This is a genomic window from Streptosporangium sandarakinum (assembly GCF_050942225.1).
In the GTDB taxonomy this organism is placed as follows: Bacteria; Actinomycetota; Actinomycetes; order Streptosporangiales; family Streptosporangiaceae; genus Streptosporangium; species Streptosporangium nondiastaticum.
On the sequence record NZ_CP192034.1, the window covers coordinates 5,014,463 to 5,035,871 of the forward strand.

At 72.5% G+C, this 21,409-nt stretch carries 14 protein-coding genes; 2 read left to right on the forward strand and 12 right to left on the reverse strand.

Annotated features, from left to right (window positions below; translation table 11 throughout):
* Nucleotides 1-103: 103 nt before the first annotated feature.
* The 7 genes from ACQP10_RS23500 to metH all read right to left on the reverse strand — a co-directional run bounded on the left by ACQP10_RS23500 (nt 104) and on the right by metH (nt 11,327).
* Nucleotides 104-1,159, reverse strand: coding sequence for an ABC transporter ATP-binding protein (locus ACQP10_RS23500; RefSeq protein WP_312873635.1), 1,056 nt, complete (start codon nt 1,157-1,159; stop codon nt 104-106).
* A complete protein-coding gene (locus ACQP10_RS23505) occupies nt 1,156-2,211 on the reverse strand; it encodes an ABC transporter ATP-binding protein (RefSeq protein ID WP_346022486.1) in 1,056 nt (351 codons plus the stop codon). The genes ACQP10_RS23500 and ACQP10_RS23505 overlap by 4 nt, the downstream gene beginning before the upstream one ends.
* Nucleotides 2,208-3,221: an ABC transporter permease gene (locus tag ACQP10_RS23510; RefSeq protein ID WP_346022487.1), complete on the reverse strand. Its 1,014-nt coding sequence runs from the start codon at nt 3,219-3,221 to the stop codon at nt 2,208-2,210. The genes ACQP10_RS23505 and ACQP10_RS23510 overlap by 4 nt, the downstream gene beginning before the upstream one ends.
* Nucleotides 3,222-3,299: 78 nt before the next feature.
* A complete protein-coding gene (locus tag ACQP10_RS23515; protein ID WP_346022488.1) occupies nt 3,300-5,078 on the reverse strand; it encodes an ABC transporter substrate-binding protein in 1,779 nt (592 codons plus the stop codon).
* A gap of 68 nt (nt 5,079-5,146) precedes the next feature.
* Nucleotides 5,147-6,157 (reverse strand): ABC transporter permease, encoded by a 1,011-nt coding sequence (locus ACQP10_RS23520; RefSeq protein ID WP_346022489.1) that lies wholly within the window; start codon nt 6,155-6,157, stop codon nt 5,147-5,149.
* Between the two features lie 1,032 nt (nt 6,158-7,189).
* Nucleotides 7,190-7,840, reverse strand: a complete 651-nt coding sequence (locus ACQP10_RS23525) for an HAD family hydrolase (RefSeq protein ID WP_346022491.1) — start codon at nt 7,838-7,840, stop codon at nt 7,190-7,192.
* Nucleotides 7,841-7,862: 22 nt separating this feature from the next.
* On the reverse strand, nt 7,863-11,327 hold the full coding sequence (gene metH, locus ACQP10_RS23530; RefSeq protein ID WP_433539721.1) for a methionine synthase: 3,465 nt from the start codon (nt 11,325-11,327) through the stop codon (nt 7,863-7,865).
* Nucleotides 11,328-11,574: 247 nt separating this feature from the next.
* Between metH and ACQP10_RS23535 the strand changes: the two genes are divergently transcribed.
* Entirely contained in the window at nt 11,575-12,429 is an 855-nt protein-coding gene (locus ACQP10_RS23535; protein WP_179828102.1) for a PAC2 family protein, read from the forward strand.
* A gap of 422 nt (nt 12,430-12,851) precedes the next feature.
* The gene (locus tag ACQP10_RS23540) at nt 12,852-13,457 is read left to right on the forward strand and encodes a hypothetical protein (RefSeq protein ID WP_389999325.1); all 606 of its coding nucleotides are present in this window, start codon (nt 12,852-12,854) and stop codon (nt 13,455-13,457) included.
* A gap of 125 nt (nt 13,458-13,582) precedes the next feature.
* Here the strand turns inward: ACQP10_RS23540 and ACQP10_RS23545 are convergent, their stop codons facing one another.
* From ACQP10_RS23545 to ACQP10_RS23565, 5 genes are all read right to left on the reverse strand, one after another.
* Entirely contained in the window at nt 13,583-14,719 is a 1,137-nt protein-coding gene (locus ACQP10_RS23545) for a uroporphyrinogen-III synthase (protein WP_386150909.1), read from the reverse strand.
* A 91-nt stretch (nt 14,720-14,810) separates the two neighbouring features.
* Nucleotides 14,811-15,224, reverse strand: coding sequence for a nitrite reductase small subunit NirD (gene nirD, locus ACQP10_RS23550; protein ID WP_346022495.1), 414 nt, complete (start codon nt 15,222-15,224; stop codon nt 14,811-14,813).
* Nucleotides 15,221-17,704, reverse strand: a complete 2,484-nt coding sequence (nirB, locus tag ACQP10_RS23555; RefSeq protein ID WP_433539722.1) for a nitrite reductase large subunit NirB — start codon at nt 17,702-17,704, stop codon at nt 15,221-15,223. Before nirB ends, nirD begins: the two co-directional genes overlap by 4 nt.
* The gene (locus tag ACQP10_RS23560) at nt 17,701-19,179 is read right to left on the reverse strand and encodes an FAD-dependent oxidoreductase (RefSeq protein WP_389999333.1); all 1,479 of its coding nucleotides are present in this window, start codon (nt 19,177-19,179) and stop codon (nt 17,701-17,703) included. The genes nirB and ACQP10_RS23560 overlap by 4 nt, the downstream gene beginning before the upstream one ends.
* Nucleotides 19,176-21,317: a molybdopterin oxidoreductase family protein gene (locus tag ACQP10_RS23565; protein ID WP_433539723.1), complete on the reverse strand. Its 2,142-nt coding sequence runs from the start codon at nt 21,315-21,317 to the stop codon at nt 19,176-19,178. The genes ACQP10_RS23560 and ACQP10_RS23565 overlap by 4 nt, the downstream gene beginning before the upstream one ends.
* Between the last annotated feature and the right edge of the window lie 92 nt (nt 21,318-21,409).

Below are 21,409 nucleotides of genomic sequence, written 5' to 3' on the forward strand. Positions count from 1 at the left end.
ACGAGGGGCCGGGCGCGGGGAGGGACGCCGGGCGCCGGGACGAGGCGTGCTCGTCCCGGCGTCGCGCGGGATGGCCGGCCGGGCGGTCTCCCCCGGCGGGCGGTCAGGCCGGGACGGTCTCCCCCGGGGCGGGCCTGGCGGCGGCGCCGGGGGCGTTCTCCGGGAAGTGGCAGGCGACCTGGTGGCCGGTGGCCAGCTCGACCAGCGGCGGCTCCACCGTCTTGCAGACCTCCTGGGCCTTCCAGCACCGGGTGTGGAAGCGGCAGGCGGGCGGCGGGTTGAGCGGGCTGGGCACGTCGCCCTGGAGCCGGATGCGCTCGCGGTCCTTGCGCCGGGCCGGGTCGGGGACCGGCACCGCCGACATCAGCGCGTTGGTGTACGGGTGCATGGGCGACTCGTACAGGTCCTTGCGGTCGGCCAGCTCGACGATCTTGCCGAGGTACATGACCGCGACCCGGTCGCTGATGTGCCGGATGACCGACAGGTCGTGCGCGACGATGACGTAGGTCAGGTCGAGCTCGTTCTGCAGGTCCTCCAGGAGGTTGACCACCTGCGCCTGGATCGACACGTCGAGGGCGGAGACCGGCTCGTCGGCGATGATGAGCTTGGGCTTGAGCGCGAGCGTGCGGGCGATGCCGATACGCTGGCGCTGCCCGCCGGAGAACTCGTGCGGGTAGCGGTTGTAGTGCTCGGGGTTGAGCCCGACCAGCTCCAGGATCTCCTGGACGGCCTTCTTGATGCCCTGCTCGGTCTTGATGCCCTGGATGCGGAAGGGCGCGCTGACGATGGCGCCCACCGTGTGCCGGGGGTTGAGCGAGGAGTAGGGGTCCTGGAAGATCATCTGCATGTCGCGGCGGAGCGGCCGCAGCGACGACTGCGACCTGTGGGTGATGTCCTCGCCCTCGAACACGATCTTCCCGCCGGTCGGCTCCAGCAGGCGGGTGATCAGGCGGCCGGTGGTGCTCTTGCCGCAGCCGGACTCGCCCACCAGGCCGAGCGTCTCTCCCTTGCGGACGTCGAAGCTGACTCCGTCGACCGCCTTGACCGCGCCGACCTGACGCCTGAGCAGGCCCTTGGTCACCGGGAAGTGCTTCTGCAGCCCCTGGACGGACAGCAGCGCACCGGGATCGGTCACCGCAGCGCCCTTGTCGTCAGTCACGTGCTCTCCAACATCGGCTTGATCTCGTTTTCCCAGATGGCCCGCCGCTCCGCGGGCGGCATGTGGCAGCGGACCAGGTGGCCGCCCTCGGTCTCGGCGAGCTGGGGCACCTCGGTGGTGGCCTTGCCCCCGGTGCGGCCCTCGTAGGCGCAGCGCGGGTTGAAGGCGCAGCCGGTCGGCACGTTGATCAGGGAGGGCGGGCTGCCCTTGATCGGCATCAGCCGCTCGGTGGGCTCGCGGTCCAGGCGGGGCATGGAGCCCAGCAGGCCCCAGGTGTAGGGGTGCTCGGGACGGTAGAAGATGTCCTCGGCGCTGCCGTACTCGACGCACCTGCCGCCGTACATCACCAGGATGTCGTCGGAGAGCTCGGCGACCACGCCGAGGTCGTGGGTGATGACGATCAGCGCGGAGTTGAACTCGCGCTGCAGATCGAGCATCAGGTCCAGGATCTGCGCCTGGACCGTCACGTCGAGGGCGGTGGTGGGCTCGTCGGCGATCAGCAGCTCGGGGTCGCACGACAGGGCCATGGCGATCATGGCGCGCTGGCGCATGCCGCCGGAGAACTCGTGCGGGTAGCTGTCGACTCGCTTGTCGGGCTGCGGGATGCCCACCCGGCCGAGCATGTCGATGGCGTGCTTGCGGGCCACCTGCTTGCTGACCTTGTGGTGGATCCGGTACGCCTCGATGATCTGGGCACCGACCGTGTAGTACGGGTGCATGGACGACAGCGGGTCCTGGAAGATCATCGCCATCTTCTTGCCGCGCAGCGTCCGCACGTGGTCGATGCTCGCCCCGACGAGCTCCTCGCCGTCCAGCCAGATCTCACCGGAGATCTTCGCCCGGCCGCCCTTGTGCAGGCCGAGGATGCCGAGGCTGGTCACGCTCTTGCCGGAGCCGGACTCGCCCACGATGCCCAGGGTCTTGCCCCGATCGAGCTTGAACGACAGGCCGTCGACCGACTTGACGACCCCGTCCTCGGTCGGGAAGTGGATGCGCAGGTCGCGCAGCTCCAGGAAGGAGTCGGGCGCGGAGGAACCGGGCGCCGTCGTCATGAGAGCCTCACCCTCGGGTCGACCACCGCGTACAGGATGTCCACGATGAGGTTGGCCAGGACGATGAAGAAGGCCGCGAACATGGTCACGCCGAGCACGACCGGCAGGTCGTTGCCGCGGATCGCGTCGATGACCAGCTTGCCGACGCCGGGGATGGAGAAGGTGCTCTCAGTGAGCACGGCTCCGCCCAGCAGCAGGCCGACGTCGAGTCCGAAGATGGTGAGGATCGGGGTCAGCGTGGCGCGCAGGGCGTGCTTGGTGACGACCGTGCTCTCCTTGAGGCCCTTGGCCCGGGCCGTGCGGATGTAGTCCTCGCCCATGGTCTCCAGCATGCCCGCCCGGGTGAGCCGGGCGTACAGGGCCGCGTAGAGGAACGCCAGGGTGATCCAGGGCAGGACCAGCGCCTGGAACCAGGCGACGGGGTTCTCGGAGATCGAGGTGTAGGTGCCGCCGCCGGGGAAGATCCCGAGCGTGTAGGCGAACACCGACAGGGAGACCAGGCCGGTGAAGTAGATGGGCAGCGAGACGCCGGCGAGCGCCACGGTCATGGCCGCGCGGTCGAGCGCGGTGCCGCGTCTCAGCGCGGAGACGATGCCGATGCTGACGCCGGCGATGAGCCAGAGGATCGCCGCCCCCGCGGCCAGCGACATCGTCGCGGGCAGCCGGTCGAGCAGCGTCGGCCAGACCGGCTGGTTGTTGTTGAAGGAGTAGCCGAAGCAGGGCGCCGGGCACTCGGCCTTGCGCGGGCCGAGCGAGTAGTCCTCGCCGGCGACGATGCCCTTGGCGAACCGCCCGTACTGCACGATGAGCGGGTCGTCCAGGTGCAGTCGCTTGACGGCGCCCTGGATCGCCTCGGGGGTGGCATCCCGTCCGACGTAGCGCGACGCCATGCCCTCGGGGGTCTGTCCCAGGGCCCGTGGGATGAGAAAGAAGATCGCGAAGGTGGCCGCGCTGACGACAGCGAGCATCAGCACGGCGGCGATCACGCGGCGGACGATGAATGCGACCACGATCGTTCGGCCGGGTGCCCGGGAGGGTCGCTCCCGGGCACCGTGGCCTTCACCTGCCTTTGGCTAGCTAGAGAAGGACTACTGCTGCTTGACGCCGAGCCACGTGTAGTCGTACATGCCGTAGGCCGGGTGCACGTACACGTTGGTCAGGTTCGAGGGGCGGAAGAGAAGCGTCTTCTCGTAGACGAACGGCATGAACGCCGCCGACTCCATGACCTTCTTGTCGACCTGGGTCCAGATCTCGTTGCGGGCCGTCGTGTCGGTGGTCTGGATGCCCTTGTCGAGCAGCTCGTTCACGGTCGGGTCGTCCAGCTCCATCATGTTGTAGTTGCCAGAGTCCTTGATGAAGCGACCGTCGACGATCTGCGACAGGAAGCCGAAGCCGGACGGCCAGTCGGAGCCCCAGCCGGCGATCATGATGCCCAGGTTGTTCTTGTGCACGAACTCCGGCTTGCCGGCGTACTGCGAGCTCCAGTCACCCGAGGGGTACTTCTTGATCGTGGCCTTGATGCCGACCCGGTCGAGCGAGGCCTGCAGGGCCTCGGCGACCTGGACCTCCTTGACTCGGTCACCGCGGACCGCGATGTTGGTCTCGAAGCCGTTCGGCTGGCCGCAGGCCGTGAGGCTCTCCTTGGCCTTGGCCAGGTCGCCCTTGTGGTCGGCACCGTTGGGGTACAGGTCGAACGGCTTGTAGCCGACGGTGGTCGGGGTCATCGCGGTGCTGCCGATGTCACCGCCGAGCGGGCCGCCCCACGGCGCCTGGGTGGCGACCTTGTCGGTGGCGTACTGCACGGCCTTGCGGCACTCGATGTTGTCGAACGGCTTGACCTTGGTCGACATCATCGCGTAGCGGTTGAACGGCGTGTACGGGTTGTCCGACGAGTTCTTCAGCTCGGGCTTGCCGACGATCTTGGCGCGGGCCGCGGGCTGGACGCCGGTGCCGCCCAGGTCGACGTGGATCTGCCCGTTGAGCAGACGCTGGTCGATGTCGTCGGCGTTCTGCTTGTACTGCACCTCGATGCGGTCCGGCAGCTGCTTGCGGGTGGTGTCGGTCGAGGGGTCCCAGTTCTCGTTCTTGACGAGGTTCAGCTGCTTGCCGACCTCGTAGCTCTCGAACTTGTAGGGGCCGGTCGAGGCGACGTTCTTCTCGTAGTCGAGACCGGTGTCCTTGGCCTGCGGCACCGGAGCCGACTGCGGGTTGGCGACCAGGAAGTCGAACTCCGAGAACGGGGCCTTGAGCTTGAAGACGACGGTGTAGTCGTCGGGGGTCTCGACGCCCTTGAAGTCGTCGAGGTTCTTGTCCTTGTACGGACCCTTGTAGCCCTCGGCGTCGAGGTACTGGGCGAAGTACTTCGGGCCGTCGGTGAGCTCGGAGGTGAAGTTGCTGCGGGCGATGGCGTACTTGACGTCGGCGGCCTTGACCTCGGTGCCGTCGTCGTACTTGATGCCCTTCTTCAGCTTGTAGGTCCAGGTCTTGCCGTCCTCGCTGGCCTGGCCGGGGCCCTCGGCGAGGTCGGGGACGAGCTTCAGTCCCTCCTCACCCGGGGCGGGCTGGTAGGTCATCAGCGGGCGGGCGTACAGCCGCGAGAAGTTCCAGTTCCAGGCGTAGTAGGTGTTGCCCGGGTCCGTGGAGTCCGGCTCGTCCGTCAGGGCGAACTTGAGCGTGCCGCCCTTGGCGTCGGAGGCGTTGACGAGCTTGGTGTAGGCGTCGTTGAAGGCCGTGCCGGAGGCTCCGGTGCCCTGGTTGCCCGAGCCCGTGTTGTTGCCACCGCCGCCGGCCGTGCCGCCGCAGGCGGCAAGACCCATGCTCAGCGTGGTACCCAGCGCGGCGAGCGCAAGGGCTTTGGTCTTCCTCATCGTGGTGGTACACCCCTTGTCGTGAAGTGGCGGTGGTGGAGACGAACGGTCGCGACGGTCGCTTCGCGCTACCTGGCTCGCGGGTCGAGGGCGTCCCGCAGCCCGTCGCCCAGGAGGTTGAAGGCCATCACGGTAATGAAGATCGCGAGACCGGGAACGATCATGAAGTGCGGGGCGATCTGGTAGTAGTCGACCGCCCGGGTGAGCATGCCGCCCCAGGACGCCTGGGGCTCGTTCACACCCACGCCGAGGAACGACAGCGACGCCTCGAACATGATGTTGGTGGGGATGAGCAGCGTGGAGTAGACCAGGATCGGCGCCACGAGGTTCGGGAACACCTCGCGGAAGATGATGTAGCGGTTCGTCGCCCCCAGCGAGCGGGCGGCGTCGACGAACTCGCGCTCGCGCAGCGACAGTGTCTGGCCGCGCACGATGCGCGCGATGTAGGGCCAGCTGAAGAACCCGATGATGAACACGATCACCGCGATGCGCAGCGCGTTGCCCTTCATGCCGAGCGCCTGGTCGGGCAGCGCGCCGACGATGGCGATCGCGAACAGCAGCAGCGGGAAGGCCAGGAAGACGTCCATCAGCCGGCTGATGACCGTGTCGATCCAGCCGCCGAAGTAGCCGGCGAGCACGCCCAGCAGCGCGCCGATCACCACCGAGACGAGCGTGGCGAGGAAGGCGACCAGCAGCGAGATCTGCGCGCCCGACAGGATGCGGGCGAAGATGTCGCGGCCGTTGACCGGCTCCAGGCCGAAGGGGTGCTCCAGGCTGATGCCGCCGAAGGGAGCCGTCGGCGCGCTGGTCATCGGGTCGATGAGGTCGTTGTTGGGGATGTTGGGCGAGTCGCCGAAGAGGGCGATCAGTCCTCCGAAGGGGCGCTCCGCGAAGATCGCCACCAGAACGAGGAACACCACCACGACGGCGCCCGCGACGGCGGCCTTGTCGCGCTTGAGGCGAGTCCAGGCGATCTGGCCGAGCGAACGGCCTTCGATGGCCTTTCCGCCCGTCCCCTGGAGAACGGCCTCCGGCTGGGCCTCCATGGCCTGCCCGGAGACGTCGAGCGGTGTGGTCATGCGTGTGGCCCCCTGGATCCCAGACGACGTTGTCCGACGGGTGCGCCCGGGTGGGGTGCGCCCTCCTGCTGTTCCGAACCGCGCTCACGGTCCTGGACGCAGAATCTATGGGCTGATCTGCGCAGACCAACCCCTGAGGGCGCTATGTGGCTCAACTGTGATTCATGCGCAATTCATTTGTTTTGATCTTGGGCCGAATGTCAGGAAGCCGTTCCGCTTCTGTCTCGGATTCGTGACATTGCACTGAGGGGTAACTCAGTGTCAACCGATCCCACGTCGCTTGAGGATGTCCTCGATCTCCGAGAAGTCGTCATCGGAGGAGGCGGCCTGCTTCCCTGCCGGTTTCCCGGCGGGCTTCGCACCGGGCCGGGCCATGGGCTGGGTGCCGGATCCGGCGGCGGGCCGGGCGGGGTCGGCGGGCGCCGCCCCGGGACGCGGCAGCGGCCGGGTGCCCGAGGAGCCCCGTACGGCGCCGCCCCCGGCGGCCCCCGCTCCCCGGCCGGCGCCTCCGCGCCCCGCCCGGTCCCGGACGTCCGCAGCCGGCGGCCGCGCACCGCCCCGGTCACCACGAACAGCACCGCCGACAGCCCGGCCAGGGCCACCCCCGCCCACACCATTGGGTTGAGCGCCACGCCGGTGACGAACCCGACGATCGCCGTGCCGATCCGCCAGAGGGTGGGCAGCGCGCCCGTCAAATAGGCGGCCAGCGGCAGCAGCGACCACGCCACCCCCCGCAGTCCGGCCAGCACCCCCCTGCGGCGCATCCCCAGGAAGCTGAGCAGCAACCCCACCCCGGTCAACCCGGCGCAGAGCGGCAACCATGCGATCTGTTCGAACGACATAGCGGACCGTCCCTCGTATCGGCGTACCCGTCTTCCATCCTGGCACGCGGGATCGCGGGGGTTCCTCCTCCCGGGGGAGGGATGATCCCCTAGGGGACGGCCCCGGGAGCGGCGGCGGTCTCTCGGGGATCTCCCCGGTTCGGCGGGCCCTCCGAAGGTGTGCCCCGGCCCTCCCCGCGGGCGGCCCGGGTCAGGCGGCGCCGAGGACGTGCGCCCGGAGCACCTCGACGTCGACCTCGTGCAGGGAGTCCACGACGAGGCGGCCGGGGGCCGAGGGGATCGGCAGCACGCTGGGCACGGCCACCACCCGGCAGCCGGCGGCGGTCGCCGCGGTCACGCCGTTCGGGGAGTCCTCCAGGGCGACGCACCGGGCGGCGGCCACCCCCAGCAGGCGGGTGGCCGTGAGGTACGGCTCGGGGTCCGGCTTGGTCCGCGCCACGTCGTCGCCGGTCACCACGCGGTCGAAGTGGTGGCGGCCGATGAAGGCCAGGCAGGCGTCGGCGATCGGCCGGACCGAGGAGGTGACCAGGGCCGTGGGCAGGCCGGCCCGCCGTACGGCCGTCAGCAGCTCGGCGGCGCCCGGCATCATCTCCACGCCGGCGGACAGCCTGCGGGTCATGCCCTCCAGCATCCACGTCTCCACGTCGGCCGGGTCGGTGGCCGAACCGGTGACCCTGAGCATGTGGCCCACGGCGGCCGGCATGGAGCCGCCCACCAGGTGCCGCTGGTCGGCGTGGCTCCACTCGCCGCCGAGCCGCGCCATCACCTCGCTCTCGACCTCGAACCACACCTTCTCGCTGTCCACGAGAAGCCCGTCCATGTCGAACAGAACCGCGTCCATGTATCGGTGGAATCCTTGACGGTCAGACGTTGAAGTAGTTGGCCTCGGGGTGGTGCGCGACGAGCGCGGAGGTCGACTGCTCGGGGTGCAGCTGGAACTCCTCCGACAGGCTCACCCCGATCCGGCCGGGGTCCAGCAGCCCGGTGAGCTGCACCTGGTCCTCCAGATTGGGGCAGGCGGGGTAGCCGAAGGAGTAGCGGCAGCCGGTGACGTCGACCTTCAGCATGGCCTCCAGCGACTCGTCGCCGCCGATGCCGAGCTCGGAGCGGACCCGGGCGTGCCAGTACTCGGCCAGCGCCTCGGTGAGCTGCACCGAAAGGCCGTGCAGCTCCAGGTAGTCGCGGTAGGCGTCCTTGGCGAACAGCTCGGCGGTGGCCTCGGCGATCCGGCTTCCCATCGTGACGATCTGGAAGGCGACCACGTCGGTCTCGCCGGACTCCCGGGGACGGAAGAAGTCCGACAGGCACAGGTGCCGGTCGCGCCGCTGGCGCGGGAAGGTGAACCTGGTCCGCTCGCCGCCCGCGTCGTCCAGGATCACCAGGGAGTCGCCCTCGCTGACGCACGGGAAGTAGCCGTAGACGACCGCCGCCTCCAGCAGCCCCTCGGTCTGCATCCGGTCCAGCCACATCCGCAGGCGCGGCCTGCCCTGGGTCTCGACCAGCTCCTCGTAGGAGGGGCCCTCGCCGCCGCGGGCGGCCTTGAGGCCCCACTGGCCCATGAACGTCGCCCGCTCGTCCAGGAACGCGGCGTAGTCGGCGAGCGGGATGCCCTTGACCACGCGGTCGCCGTGGAAGGGGGCGACCGGCACGGGGTTGGCGGTGCTCACGTCGGAGCGGGCGGGCAGCTCCTCCACCGGGGTGCGCTTCAGGGTCGCGCCGGTCTTGACGCGCCGCTGCCGCAGCGGCGGCAGGGCCGCGCCGTCCTCGCCGCGCTTGACCGCCATGAAGGCGTCCATCAGCCGCAGCCCCTCGAAGGCGTCGCGGGCGTAGCGGACCTCGCCCTCGAACAGCTCGGCGAGGTCCTGCTCGACGTAGGCGCGGGTCAGCGCGGCGCCGCCGAGCAGCACGGGGTATCTGCCGGCCAGTCCCCGGGAGTTCATCTCCTCGAGGTTCTCCTTCATCACGACCGTGGACTTCACCAGCAGCCCGGACATGCCGATCACGTCGGCCCGCTGCTCCTCGGCGGCCTCCAGGATCACCGACACCGGCTGCTTGATGCCGAGGTTGACGACCTCGTAGCCGTTGTTGGACAGGATGATGTCCACCAGGTTCTTGCCGATGTCGTGCACGTCGCCCTTGACGGTGGCCAGCACGATGCGGCCCTTGGTCTCGCCCTCGACGCGGTCCATGTGGGGCTCCAGGTAGGCCACGGCGGCCTTCATCACCTCGGCCGACTGGAGTACGAACGGCAGCTGCATCTGCCCCGAGCCGAACAGCTCGCCGACGGTCTTCATGCCGTCGAGCAGCACGTCGTTGACGATCTCCAGGGCGGGACGCCGGGTGAGGGCCTCGTCGAGGTCGGCCTCCAGGCCCTTGCGCTCGCCGTCGACGATGCGGCGCTTGAGCCGCTCCCACAGCGGCAGCGCGGCCAGCTCCTCGGCCCGGCCGGCCTTCACCGCGGCGGCGTCGACGCCCTCGAACAGCTCCATGAACCGCTGCAGCGGGTCGTAGCCCTCGCGGCGGCGGTCGTAGATCATGTCCAGGGCGACCTGGCGCTGCTCGTCGGGGATCCGGGCCATCGGCAGGATCTTGGAGGCGTGCACGATCGCCGAGTCGAGGCCGGCGTTGACGCACTCGTTGAGGAAGACGCTGTTGAGGACGACCCGCGCGGCCGGGTTGAGGCCGAAGGAGATGTTGGACAGCCCGAGGACCGTCTGCACGCCCGGGTGGCGGCGCTTGATCTCGCGGATCGCCTCGATCGTCTCGGCGCCGTCGCGGCGGGTCTCCTCCTGGCCGGTGGCGATGGGGAAGGTGAGGGCGTCGATGACGATGTCCTCGACCCGCATCCCCCAGTTGGCGGTGAGGTCCGCGATGAGGCGGTCGGCGACCCCGACCTTCCACTCGGCGGTGCGGGCCTGGCCCTCCTCGTCGATGGTCAGCGCCATGACGGCGGTGCCGTGCTCGCGGACCAGCTGCATGATCCTGGTGAAGCGGGAGTCGGGGCCGTCGCCGTCCTCGTAGTTGACCGAGTTGACGATCGCGCGGCCGCCGAGCGCCTCCAGCCCGGCTTCGAGGACGGCGGGCTCGGTGGAGTCGAGCACGATGGGCAGCGTGGAGGCGGTGGCGAAGCGGAACGCCAGCTCCCGCATGTCGGCCACGCCGTCGCGGCCGACGTAGTCGATGCACAGGTCGAGCATGTGCGCGCCGTCGCGGGCCTGGGCCCGGGCGATCTCGACGCACTCCTCCCAGTCGCCGGCGAGCATCGCCTCGCGGAACGCCTTGGAGCCGTTGGCGTTGGTGCGCTCGCCGATGGCGAGGTAGGAGGTGTCCTGGCGGAAGGGGACGGTCTGGTAGAGGGAGGCGGCGCCGGGCTCGGGGCGCGGGCGCCGCGCCGCGACCTCCCGGCCGCGCACCCGCTCGACCACCCGGCGCAGGTGCTCGGGGGTGGTGCCGCAGCAGCCGCCGACCAGCGACAGGCCGAAGTCACGGACGAAGTGGTCGTGGGCGGCGGCCAGCTCGTCGGGGGCGAGGGGGTAGTGGGCGCCGTCGGCGGTCAGCACCGGCAGCCCGGCGTTGGGCATGCAGGACAGCCGCACCCGGGCGTGGCGCGCGAGGTAGCGCAGGTGCTCGCTCATCTCGGCCGGGCCGGTGGCGCAGTTGAGGCCGATGACGTCGACGCCGAGCGGCTCGATCGACGTCAGCGCCGCGCCGATCTCCGAGCCGAGCAGCATCGCGCCGTTGGTCTCGATCGTCACCTGGGCGATGATCGGCACGTCGCGGCCGGCCTCGGCGACGGCCCGCCGCGCGCCGACGACGGCGGCCTTGACCTGGAGGAGGTCCTGGGCGGTCTCGATGATCAGGGCGTCGGCGCCGCCGGAGATCAGGCCGGCCGCGTTCGCCTGGTAGGCGTCGCGCAGCTCGCCGTACGGCTTGTGCCCGAGGGTGGGCAGCTTGGTGCCCGGGCCGATGGAGCCGAGGACGAAGCGGGGGTGGTCGGGGGTGGACCAGGCGTCCGCGGCCTCCCTGGCGACGCGGGCCCCGGCCTCGGAGTACTCGAAGACCCGGTCGGCGATGTCGTACTCGCCCAGCGCGCTGAGGTTGGCGCCGAAGGTGTTGGTCTCGACGCAGTCGACGCCGACCTCGAAGTAGGCCTCGTGCACGGCGCGGACGATGTCGGGGCGGGTGACGTTGAGGACCTCGTTGCAGCCCTCGTGGCCCTCGAAGTCGTCGAGGCCGACGTCGTGGGCCTGGAGCATCGTCCCCATGGCCCCGTCGGCGACCATCACGCGCTGGGACAGGACGTCACGGAAGGACGGGATGCTCGTCATGGCCCCAAGGGTACTAACCGATCCGCCCTCGGTCGCTCATGACGGTGTCCGGATGCTGACATCGGAGTGACCGGATGCTGAACCGCCCGCCCCGGGCGTCCTCCTCCCGGAACCCTCGTCCGGCCGGGGCCCCGGAGCCCGGGCGGGGCGGGGAAGGGGCCCGTGTCCTGGGAATTCGGTGATGTCCACCGCACCGCATAGGCTTATGCGGTAGACGGCCATGGCGAGGCGAAGAAGGAGGCCGCGCGTGATCGAACTCGAAGGTCTACCCAAGCTCGTCGACCCGGTGCTGATCGCCGCGTTCGAGGGGTGGAACGACGCGGGCGAGGCCTCGAGCGGAGTGATCGCGCACCTCGAGAACGAGTGGAAGGCGACCCCGCTGGTCTCCTTCGACCCCGAGGACTACTACGACTTCCAGGTCACCCGCCCGATCGTGGAGATGGGCGACGGGCTGACCAGGTCGATCACCTGGCCGACCACCCGGCTGCTGGTGGCCCGGCCGCCGGGGGCCGACCGCGACGTGGTGCTGCTGCGCGGCATCGAGCCCAACATGCGCTGGCGCACGTTCTGCCAGGAGATCACCGAGGTCTGCCGTCACGTGGGGGTGGAGCTGGCGGTGCTGCTCGGCGCGCTGCTCAACGACTCCCCGCACACCCGTCCGGTGCCGATCGTGGGCTCGGCGAGCGACGAGGACCTGGCACGGGCGATCAACCTGGAGCTGAGTCGCTACGAAGGGCCGACCGGCGTCGTCGGCGTGCTCCAGCACATTCTGGGGGCCTCCGGGATACCGGCGGTCTCGCTGTGGGCGTCGGTGCCGCACTACGTCGCCCAGCCGCCCAACCCCAAGGCCACCATGGCGCTGCTGCGCCGCCTGGAGGACCTGCTCGACATCCCGATGCCGCTGGGCGACCTGGCCGAGGAGTCCAGGGCGTGGGAGAACGGCGTGGACGAGCTGGCCTCCCAGGACAGCGAGGTGGCCGAGTACGTCAAGGAGCTGGAGGAGCGCAAGGACGCCGCGGAGCTGCCCGAGGCCAGCGGCGACGCCATCGCCGCCGAGTTCGAGCGCTACCTCCGCCGCCGCGACCGCGACGGCGACGGCTGAGACCCCGGACCTAGGCCCGGGACGGCACCCGGGCCCGGAACGACGCCGGATCCGGGCGCGGCCCCGGAGACCATTCCCATGCCCGTGACGACGCCGGAACCGGGCACGGGCCCGGAGACCATGCCCGGGACGGCGCCGGAGCCACACCCGCGTCCCGGCCGGGAGCGCGCCGGCGGTCGCGGGCCAGGTCGGCGGGCCGCGCCCTCCGGAAAAACACTCAGCGCATCGTTATCGTCACTCCACCCCCGGCGCGCCCGCGCGGGACCATAATCGGCCCCACCCGGTTCGGCCGCGGGCCGTCCGCCGGGTAACCGCTCCGCAACGATTCGACGACCCGGAGGAACACACCTTCGTAAACTCCGGTGAACGACCCCTCCCCCACGCCGCACATTGTCCGGGTGACTGCGCACGTTAGGGCAACCATGGCGACTCCCCAGCTCGACCCCCGTCGGCTCGACCCCTACCAGAAGGCCCAGGAGACGCGGCGCCGCGTCCTTGAGCTGGCCGGGCTGATGAAACGCGAGGACGGCGAGAACGCCGCCTCCTCCCCCCGCGCGGGCGGCGCCGCCCCCGGCCAGGCGGTCGACATGTTCCTCGCCCTGCTGCAGGACCGACTGCCGGTCTGGCTGCGCCTCCTCGACGACCTGGGGTACCTGGTCGGCCGGGGCGAGGTCGGCGGCAACCTTCTGCCCGTCACGCGGGCCGGCATCGACTACTACGTCGAGGTGCAGTCGGCGGCGCTGCCGGTCTTCAGCTCCCCCTCCGTCACGGTGCGCTTCCGCGAGGCGCTGCGCGACTCCGCGATGGGGCCGATGGCGGAGGTGGTGCCGCTGACCGCCTATCTCGCGGCCGAGCAGGGCGCGGGCCGGGTCTCCCCCGGCGTGGACCCGGTCGCCAGCGCGCGGCTGCTGCTGGCCGGGTGCTTCCGTCACGCCTACTACGAGATGCTCGTCGGCGCCGCCTCGCTGCCCTCGCGCGACGCCGCCGCCGGGGAGATCATCCGGGAACTGAGGCTGGACCCGTCCTGAGGCCGCCCGCCCCGCCGGGTGCGAGGGCGCGGGGCCGCCCGGCGGCACCGGCGTCCATGACGGCCTGAGCGGCGCCGGCCCCCGCCGGGCGGCGCCGCGGTCGCGAGAAGGCGGGCCGGACGGCGTCAGGCGGCGCCGCGTTCGCAGGCCAGGCGGTAGCCGCGCTTGATGACCGTCTCGACGATGCCGGACCGGCCCAGCGCCCGGCGCAGCCGGGTGACGGCCATCTCGACGGCGTGTTCGGCGGAGTCGCGGGACGTGGCGCCGGGCAGCACGGTCCGCAGCTCCGAGCGGGCCACCACGTGTCCCGGCCTGACGGCCAGGCGCTTGAGCACCGCCATGGGGGCGGGCGGCAGCGTCCGCAGGTCGCCGTCCACGGCGACGGCGTGCCCGCGGATCTCCAGCTCGCAACCGGCGGCGACCAGGCGGGTGACGCCGTGCTCGGGCAGGTGCCGGGCGAGGGCGCGGGCCAGCGCGCCCAGGCGGGGCCGTTCCGGGCACACCACCGGCACTCCCCTGGCCAGCAGGGGCCCGGCGGTGACCTGGCCCACGCAGGCCGCGACGACCGGGCCGGCGAACGCGGCGACGAGCGCCTCCTCCAGCCCCTCGGCGCGGGCCGCGGCGAGCATGGCCAGCACGGCGGGGGCGCTGGTGAAGGCCACCGCGTCCACCGCACCGGTGACCGTCTGGCTGATCAGGCGGCGCAGCGGCGAGGGGTCGCGGTAGGGCAGCCAGCGGTAGACCGGCACCTCGACGACCTCGGCCCCGGCCGCGCGCAGCTCCGCCACGAAGCCGGTCAGCGGCTCGCCGTGCAGCTGTACGGCGACGCGGCGCCCGGTGAGGTCCTGGGCGAGGAGGTGGCGTTTGATCTCCTCGCACGACTCGGCGGGCGCCGTCCAGTGGTCGTCCAGTCCGGCGGCCCGGACCGCGCCGCGCGCCTTGGGGCCGCGGGTCAGCAGCCGGGCGCGGGACAGGTGCGCCGCCAGGTCGCCCGACAGTCCCCAGCCCTCGGCGGCGGCCGTCCAGCCCCGGAAGCCGACACCGGTGGTGATCACCACGTCGTCGATCGGGCCGGACAGGGCCTCCCGGGTCGCGGCCAGCAGGCCGGCGTCCTCCTCCAGGGGGACGAGCCGGATCGCCGGGGCCCGCACGACCCGCGCGCCGCGCCGCTCCAGCAGGGCGCAGAACTCCTCGCGCCGCCGGGTCGCGGTGACCCCGACGGTGAAGCCGGCCAGCGCGTCGGGCGCGGTCTCGGGGGACACGGCGGCGCGGCCCGCGAGCGCCCCTCCCCCGCCGGGGGACGCTCCGCGCCCGCCCCGGTCACGGCGCGTCCCGGGATCGCCGCGGCTCCGGTCACGGCGCGCCCACCTCCACCGCGCCGCCCGAGAGCCGTACCGGATAGGTCGGTACGGCCACCGCCGGGTCGTCCAGGCAGGCCCCGGTGGCCAGGGAGAACGTCTGCCGGTGCATGGGTGAGATCACGACGGGCGAGCCGCCGCGGGTGCCGACGATCCCCCGGGAGAGGACCTGGGCGCCGCTGAACGGGTCGTGGTTGCCGATCGCGAACAACTCGCCGTCGAAGGTGCGGAACAGCGCGATCTGGTGGCGGCCGACGAGCGCGCACACCCCGCGTTCGGGCAGCAGGTCGGTGTAGGCGCACACCGGTGTCCAGCGCGGCGCCGCGTCCTCCCCGGGCGGGCCCCCGGACGGGGCAGCAGGCGGGGTTCCGGGCGGGGCGGCGGGCGGCGGCTCGTGGAGAACGGTCATCGGGTGACCTCCAGCGGGATGAGGACGGGCTTGATCTGGTCGCGTTCGGTCTCGAAGGCGATCGACGGGTCGGGGGTCTGCGGGGCGTTGACGAAGGAGACGAAGCGCCGCAGCTTGCCGGGGTCGTCGAGGACGGCGCGCCACTCGTCGGTGTAGGAGGCGACGTGCCGCTCCATCTGGGCGTCGAGGTCGGCGCAGATGCCGAGGGAGTCCTCCAGGACGACCCGCCTGACGTGGTCGAGGCCCTGCTGCTCCAGCCACGCCGAGGTCCGCTGGAGCCGGTCGGCGGTGCGGATGTAGAACATCAGGAACCGGTCGACGACGCGGACGAGCTCGCCGGTGTCCAGGTCGGCGGCGAACAGGTCGGCGTGGCGGGGGGAGAACCCTCCGTTGCCGCCGACGTAGAGGTTCCAGCCCTTCTCGGTGGCGATGATCCCGAAGTCCTTGCCCCGCGCCTCGGCGCACTCGCGGGCGCAGCCGGAGACGGCCGACTTGATCTTGTGCGGTGAGCGCAGGCCCCGGTAGCGCAGTTCCAGGGCGACGGCCAGCGCCGCCGAGTCCTGCACGCCGTAGCGGCACCAGGTGGAGCCGACACACGACTTCACCGTGCGCAGCGCCTTGCCGTACGCGTGGCCGGACTCGAACCCGGCGTCGACCAGGCGCCGCCAGATGAGCGGGAGCTGCTCCACCCGGGCGCCCAGCAGGTCGATCCGCTGCCCTCCGGTGATCTTGGTGTAGAGGCCGAAGTCGCGGGCCACCTCGCCGATCACGATCAGTCTGTCGGCGGTGATCTCCCCGCCGGGGACGCGCGGCACGACCGAGTAGGTGCCGTTGCGCTGGATGTTGGCCAGGAAGTGGTCGTTGGTGTCCTGCAGGGCGGCCTGCTCGCCGTCGAGGATGTGGCCGCCGCCCAGCGAGGCCAGGATCGAGGCGACGGCGGGCTTGCACACGTCGCAGCCGCGGCCGGTGCCGTGCTCGGCGATGAGCCGGGAGAAGGTGGTGATGCCGCGCACCCGCACGATGTCGAACAGCTCGGCCCGGCTGTGCGTGAAGTGCTCGCACAGGGCGGTGGAGACCTCGACGCCCGCCCCGGCGAGGATCTTCCGCAGCGCCGGGACGCAGCTGCCGCAGGTCGTCCCGGCGCGGGTGCGGGACTTGATTCCGGCGACGTCGGTGAGCCCCTCCCCGGCGATGGCGGCGCGGACCCGCCCGGCGGTGACGTTGTTGCAGGAGCAGACCTGCGCGTCGTCGGGGACGTCGAGGCCGGCCGGGCCGCCGGTGAACAGCAGCTCACCCGGCGCGGCCGGCAGGTCGCGGCCGACGAAGGGCCGCAGCGTGTCGTACGGCGCGGCGTCGCCGACGCAGACGCCGCCGAGCAGGGTGCGGGCGTCGTCGCTGACCAGGAGCTTCTGGTAGACGCCGCCGACGGGGTCCATGAAGGTGACGTCCAGCGCGCCCTCGGCGGCGCCGAACTGGGCGACCTCCACGCCGAGCAGCTTGAGCCTGGTGGAGGTGTCGGCCCGGGTGAAGACCGCCTCACCGCCGAGGACGCGGTCGGCGGCCACCTCGGCCATCGTGAGACACGGTCCGGCCAGGCCGTAGACGACGCCGTCGTGCAGGGCGCACTCGCCGACGGCGTAGACCGCCGGGTCGGAGGTGCGCATGCCGTCGTCGACGACGACGCCGCCGCGCTCGCCGACCGCCAGGCCGGCCTGACGGGCCAGTTCGTCGCGCGGCCGGACGCCCGCGGAGAAGACCACCACCTGGGCCTCGATCGTCTCGCCGTCGGAGGTGACGAGGCCGGCGACCCGCCCGTCCGGCCCGGCGACGACCTCCCGCACGCCGGTCCCGGTGTGGACGGCCAGGCCCAGCGCCTCGATGTGGCGGCGCAGCACGGCGCCGCCGCCCTCGTCGACCTGCCGGGGCATGAGCCGGCCGGCCATCTCCACGACGTGGGTGGTCAGGCCGAGGCCGCGCAGCGCGTCGGCGGCCTCCAGCCCCAGCAGGCCGCCGCCGACGACGACCCCGGCGCGGGCGCGGACGCCGGCGCAGGCGGCCCTGATCGCGTCCAGGTCGTCGATCGTCCGGTAGGTGAAGCAGCCGGGCAGGTCGCGGCCGGTGACCGGCGGGACGAAGGGGCTGGAGCCGGTGGCCAGCACCAGGGTGTCGTAGGGCTCGGTGTGGCCGTCGGCGGTGGTCACCGTACGGGCCTCCCGGTCGACTCCGACGACCGGACGGCCGAGACGCAGCTCCACCCCCTCGGGCACCGGGTAGGTGAGGTCCTCGGCGGTGCGGCCGGACAGGTAGGAGGTCAGCGCCACCCGGTCGTAGGCGGCTCTCGGCTCCTCGCCCAGCACCGTGACGCGCCCGGCGAAGCCGCCGGCGGCCAGCGCCTCGGTCAGGCGGGCGGCGGCCGGGCCGTGCCCCACCACGACGAGCCTGGTCCCGGCTCCGGCGGGGAGATGGTCGGAAGATCTCATGCGGGTATGCCCTCCTGCTCGCACAGCCAGCCGACGATGCCCTCCACGGCGTCGCGGCAGCTTCCGCAGCCGGTCGTGGCGCGGGTCGCGGCGGCCACCGCCGCGACGTCCCTGGCGCCCGACTCCCAGCAGCTCCGGATCCGGCCCTTGGTGACGTTGTTGCACTGGCAGACACGCGCGGTGTCCGGCATCCGGACCGGGCTGTCGGCGGCGGCGCCGGCGAGGCCGGGGAACAGCAGCCCGGCCCGGTCGGCGGGCAGCGGGCCGCCGTGGTCGAACAGCCGGGTCACGGTGCCCACCGCGGGCGTCTCGCCGAGGAGGATCGCGCCGACCAGGCGGCCGTCGCGGATGACGAGCTTGCGGTAGGTGCCCCGGGTCCGGTGGCTGAACCGCACGATCTCGGCCTCGTCCTCGGTCAGGTGGGTCTCGCCCATCGCCGCCAGCTCCACGCCGCGCGCCTTGAGCCGCGTCACCAGCCGCGAGCCGCGGTAGCGGGCGGTCCTGTCCGTGGCGGTCACCAGGCCGGCGACCACGGCCGCCTGCTCCCATGCCGGGGCGACCAGGCCGTAGACGACGCCGTCGTGCTCGGCGCACTCGCCGATCGCGAAGATCGACGGGTCGCCGGTGCGCATCTCGTCGTCCACGACGACGCCGCGGGCCACCGCGAGCCCGGCGTCCCGGGCCAGCCGGGTCACCGGCCGCACGCCGCAGGCGAGGACCACCAGGTCGGCCTCGACGACCTCCCCCTCTCCGGACTCCCCGGCCCCGGACGGGCTCGCCGCCGTCGCTCCCGCCGTCCCGGCCGCGGTTCCCCTCCCGGCCCCGGCGGCGAGCCGTACGCCGCCGTCGAGGATCTCCCGGACGGTCACGCCGGTACGGATCTCCACGCCCAGCCCGGCCAGGCTCTCCCCGAGCACCAGCCCGGCCTCGGCGTCGAGCTGGCGCTCCATCAGGTGGCCGGCCAGGTGCAGCAGCGTCACCGGCAGCCCGCGCCCGGCCAGGCCGCGGGCGGCCTCCACACCGAGCAGGCCGCCGCCGACGACCACCGCGCGCCGCGCCGTACCGGCCGCGGCGAGGATCGCCTCGCAGTCGCCCATCGTCCGGAACGCCACGGCCCGCTCCGCACCCGGCAGCGGCGGCACCACCGCCTCGCCGCCGGTGGCCAGCACGAGCACGTCGTACGGCTCGCGCCGGCCGCAGGCGGTCAGCACCTCCCGCGCCTCCCGGTCGATCGCGGTCACCTCGACGCCGGGCAGGGCCGTCACCGCGTGGTCGGCGTACCACTCCGCGTCCAGCATCCACACCTGGCCGGGCGTCATCGTCCCGGCCAGCACGTTCGACAGCAGCGCCCGGTTGTAGGGCCGCCCGGTCTCGGCGCCGAACACGGTGATCCGGATGTGCGGGTCGCGGGCGCGGACCTCGCTCACCAGGCGCGCGCCGGCCATCCCGTTGCCCACCACCACCAGCCGGGTCACGCGGCACGCTCCAGGCGGACCGCGCAGACCTTGAACTCCGGCATCCGCGACACCGGGTCCAGCGCCGGGTTGGTGAGGAGGTTCGCCCCCGCCCAGTGGAACGGCATGAACACCGTGTCCGGGCGGATCGCCGGGCTGATCCTGGCCACCGCCTCGGCCGTCCCCCGGCGGCCGACCACCCGCACCCGCCCGCCGGGTTCCACCTCCAGCCGCTCGGCGAGGTCGGGGTGCAGTTCCACGAAGAGCTCCGGGGCCGCCTCGTTCAGCGCGGCGATCCGCCTGGTCTGGGCGCCGCTCTGGTAGTGCGCCAGCACCCGGCCGGTCGTCAGGTACAGCGGGTGGTCGTCGTCGACGTCCTCCTCGGGCGGGCGGTGCTCGACCGGCGTGAACCTGGCGCGGCCGTCGGGGGTGGCGAAGCGGTCCAGGAACGGCCGGGGCGTGCCCGGGTGGCCGGTGTCCGGGCAGGGCCAGAACACGCCCGTCTCCGCGGCGATCCGCTCGTAGGTGATGCCCGAGTAGTCGGCGATCCCCCCGGCCGAGGCCCGCCGCAGCTCGTCGAAGACCTCGCGCGGCTCGGCGGGGAAGCCCTCCGGGCCGCGCAGCCGGGCCGCCAGGCCCCGGAGGATCTCCAGGTCGCCGCGGACCCCGGGCGGCGGCGCGACGGCCCGGCGGCGCAGCAGCACCCGGCCCTCCAGGTTGGTCATCGTGCCGTCCTCCTCGGCCCACTGGGTGCTGGGCAGGACGACGTCGGCCATCGCCGCCGTCTCGGACAGGACGAAGTCGGAGACGACGAGCAGGTCCAGGGAGGCGAGCCGCTCGGCGACGCGCCCGGCGTCGGGCGCCGAGATCACCGGGTTGGAGCCGAACAGCAGCAGCGCCCGGGGGCCCGCGGCGGTACCGAGGGCGTCCAGCAGTTCGTAGGCGGACCGGCCGGGACCGGGCAGCTCGCCGGGGTCGACGCCCCACACGGCGGCCACGTGGGCGCGGGCGGCGGGGTCATCGATCCTGCGGTAGCCCGGGAGCTGGTCGGCCTTCTGGCCGTGCTCGCGGCCGCCCTGGCCGTTGCCCTGGCCGGTGACGCAGCCGTAGCCGGACCCCTCGCGGCCGGGCAGGCCCAGGGCGAGGGCGAGGTTGATGAACGCGCTGACGGTGTCGGTGCCCTTGGCGTGCTGCTCGGCGCCGCGGCCGGTGAGGATCATCGCCCGGCGGGCGTCGCCGAGGATCGCCGCGGCCTGGCGCATGCGGGCGACGGGCACCCCGGTGATCCGCTCCACCCGCTCGGGCCACCAGGCGGCGGCCGAGGCGCTCACCCGCTCGAACCCGGTGGTGCGGGCGGCCACGTACGCCTCGTCCACGTGCCCCTCGGTGATCACGATGTGCAGCAGGCCCATGGCCAGCGCCAGGTCGGTGCCGGGGACCGGCTGCAGGTGCAGGTCGGCCCGCCGGGCGGTGGCGGTGGCCCGGGGGTCGATGACGACGAGCCGGCCGCCCCGCTCCCGCATCGCGGTCAGGTGCCGCACGAACGGCGGCATGGTCTCGGCCATGTTGCCGCCCGCGACGAGGATCGCGTCGGCGCCGGCCAGGTCGGTGATCGGGAACGGCAGGCCGCGGTCCATGCCGAAGGCGCGGTTGGCGGCCGCGGCGGCCGAGGACATGCAGAACCGGCCGTTGTAGTCGATCTGGCTGGTGCGCAGCACGACCCGGGCGAACTTGCCGAGCTGGTAGGCCTTCTCGTTGGTGAGCCCGCCGCCGCCGAACACGGCCACGCCGTCGGGGCCGTGCTCCGCCCGCACCGCGCGGATCCGCTCCGCGACGGTGTCGAGCGCCTCGTCCCAGGTCGCGGGGCGGCCGTCCACGAGCGGGGTGGTGAGGCGCCGGTCGCGGCCCAGCAGCTCCCCGGCGGTCCAGCCCTTCTGGCACAGCCCGCCGGCGTTCGCCGGGACGTCGTGCCTCGGGGTGATCGTCACGGTCGCCTCCGCGGTCTCCCCTACGGCTCCGACTGCTCCCGCTGCTCCGACTGCTCCCGCTGCTCCGACGGCTCCGGCGGCGACGTTCATGCCGCACTGCAGGGCGCAGTACGGGCAGTGCGTCGCCGTACCCGCCCTCACAGGCGCGGGAGCGGCGGGTGAGATCGTCATGCGTCCGATGGTGCTTTCAGGCGGTTTCACCGCTGGGTCCCCTCTGTTACCGGTGTGCTACAAGCCGCCAACGCGGTTCACGTCGGCGATCG

Bases quoted from the DNA above. Each gene is read 5' to 3' on its own strand.
- ACQP10_RS23540 (WP_389999325.1), top strand. From the start codon at position 12,852: ATGGCGACTCCCCAGCTCGACCCCCGTCGGCTCGACCCCTACCAGAAG.
- ACQP10_RS23565 (WP_433539723.1), bottom strand. From the start codon at position 21,317: ATGACGATCTCACCCGCCGCTCCCGCGCCTGTGAGGGCGGGTACGGCG.
- nirD (WP_346022495.1), bottom strand. From the start codon at position 15,224: ATGACCGTTCTCCACGAGCCGCCGCCCGCCGCCCCGCCCGGAACCCCG.
- ACQP10_RS23515 (WP_346022488.1), bottom strand. From the start codon at position 5,078: ATGAGGAAGACCAAAGCCCTTGCGCTCGCCGCGCTGGGTACCACGCTG.
- ACQP10_RS23520 (WP_346022489.1), bottom strand. From the start codon at position 6,157: ATGACCACACCGCTCGACGTCTCCGGGCAGGCCATGGAGGCCCAGCCG.
- ACQP10_RS23525 (WP_346022491.1), bottom strand. From the start codon at position 7,840: ATGGACGCGGTTCTGTTCGACATGGACGGGCTTCTCGTGGACAGCGAG.
- ACQP10_RS23505 (WP_346022486.1), bottom strand. From the start codon at position 2,211: ATGACGACGGCGCCCGGTTCCTCCGCGCCCGACTCCTTCCTGGAGCTG.
- nirB (WP_433539722.1), bottom strand. From the start codon at position 17,704: ATGAGATCTTCCGACCATCTCCCCGCCGGAGCCGGGACCAGGCTCGTC.
- metH (WP_433539721.1), bottom strand. From the start codon at position 11,327: ATGACGAGCATCCCGTCCTTCCGTGACGTCCTGTCCCAGCGCGTGATG.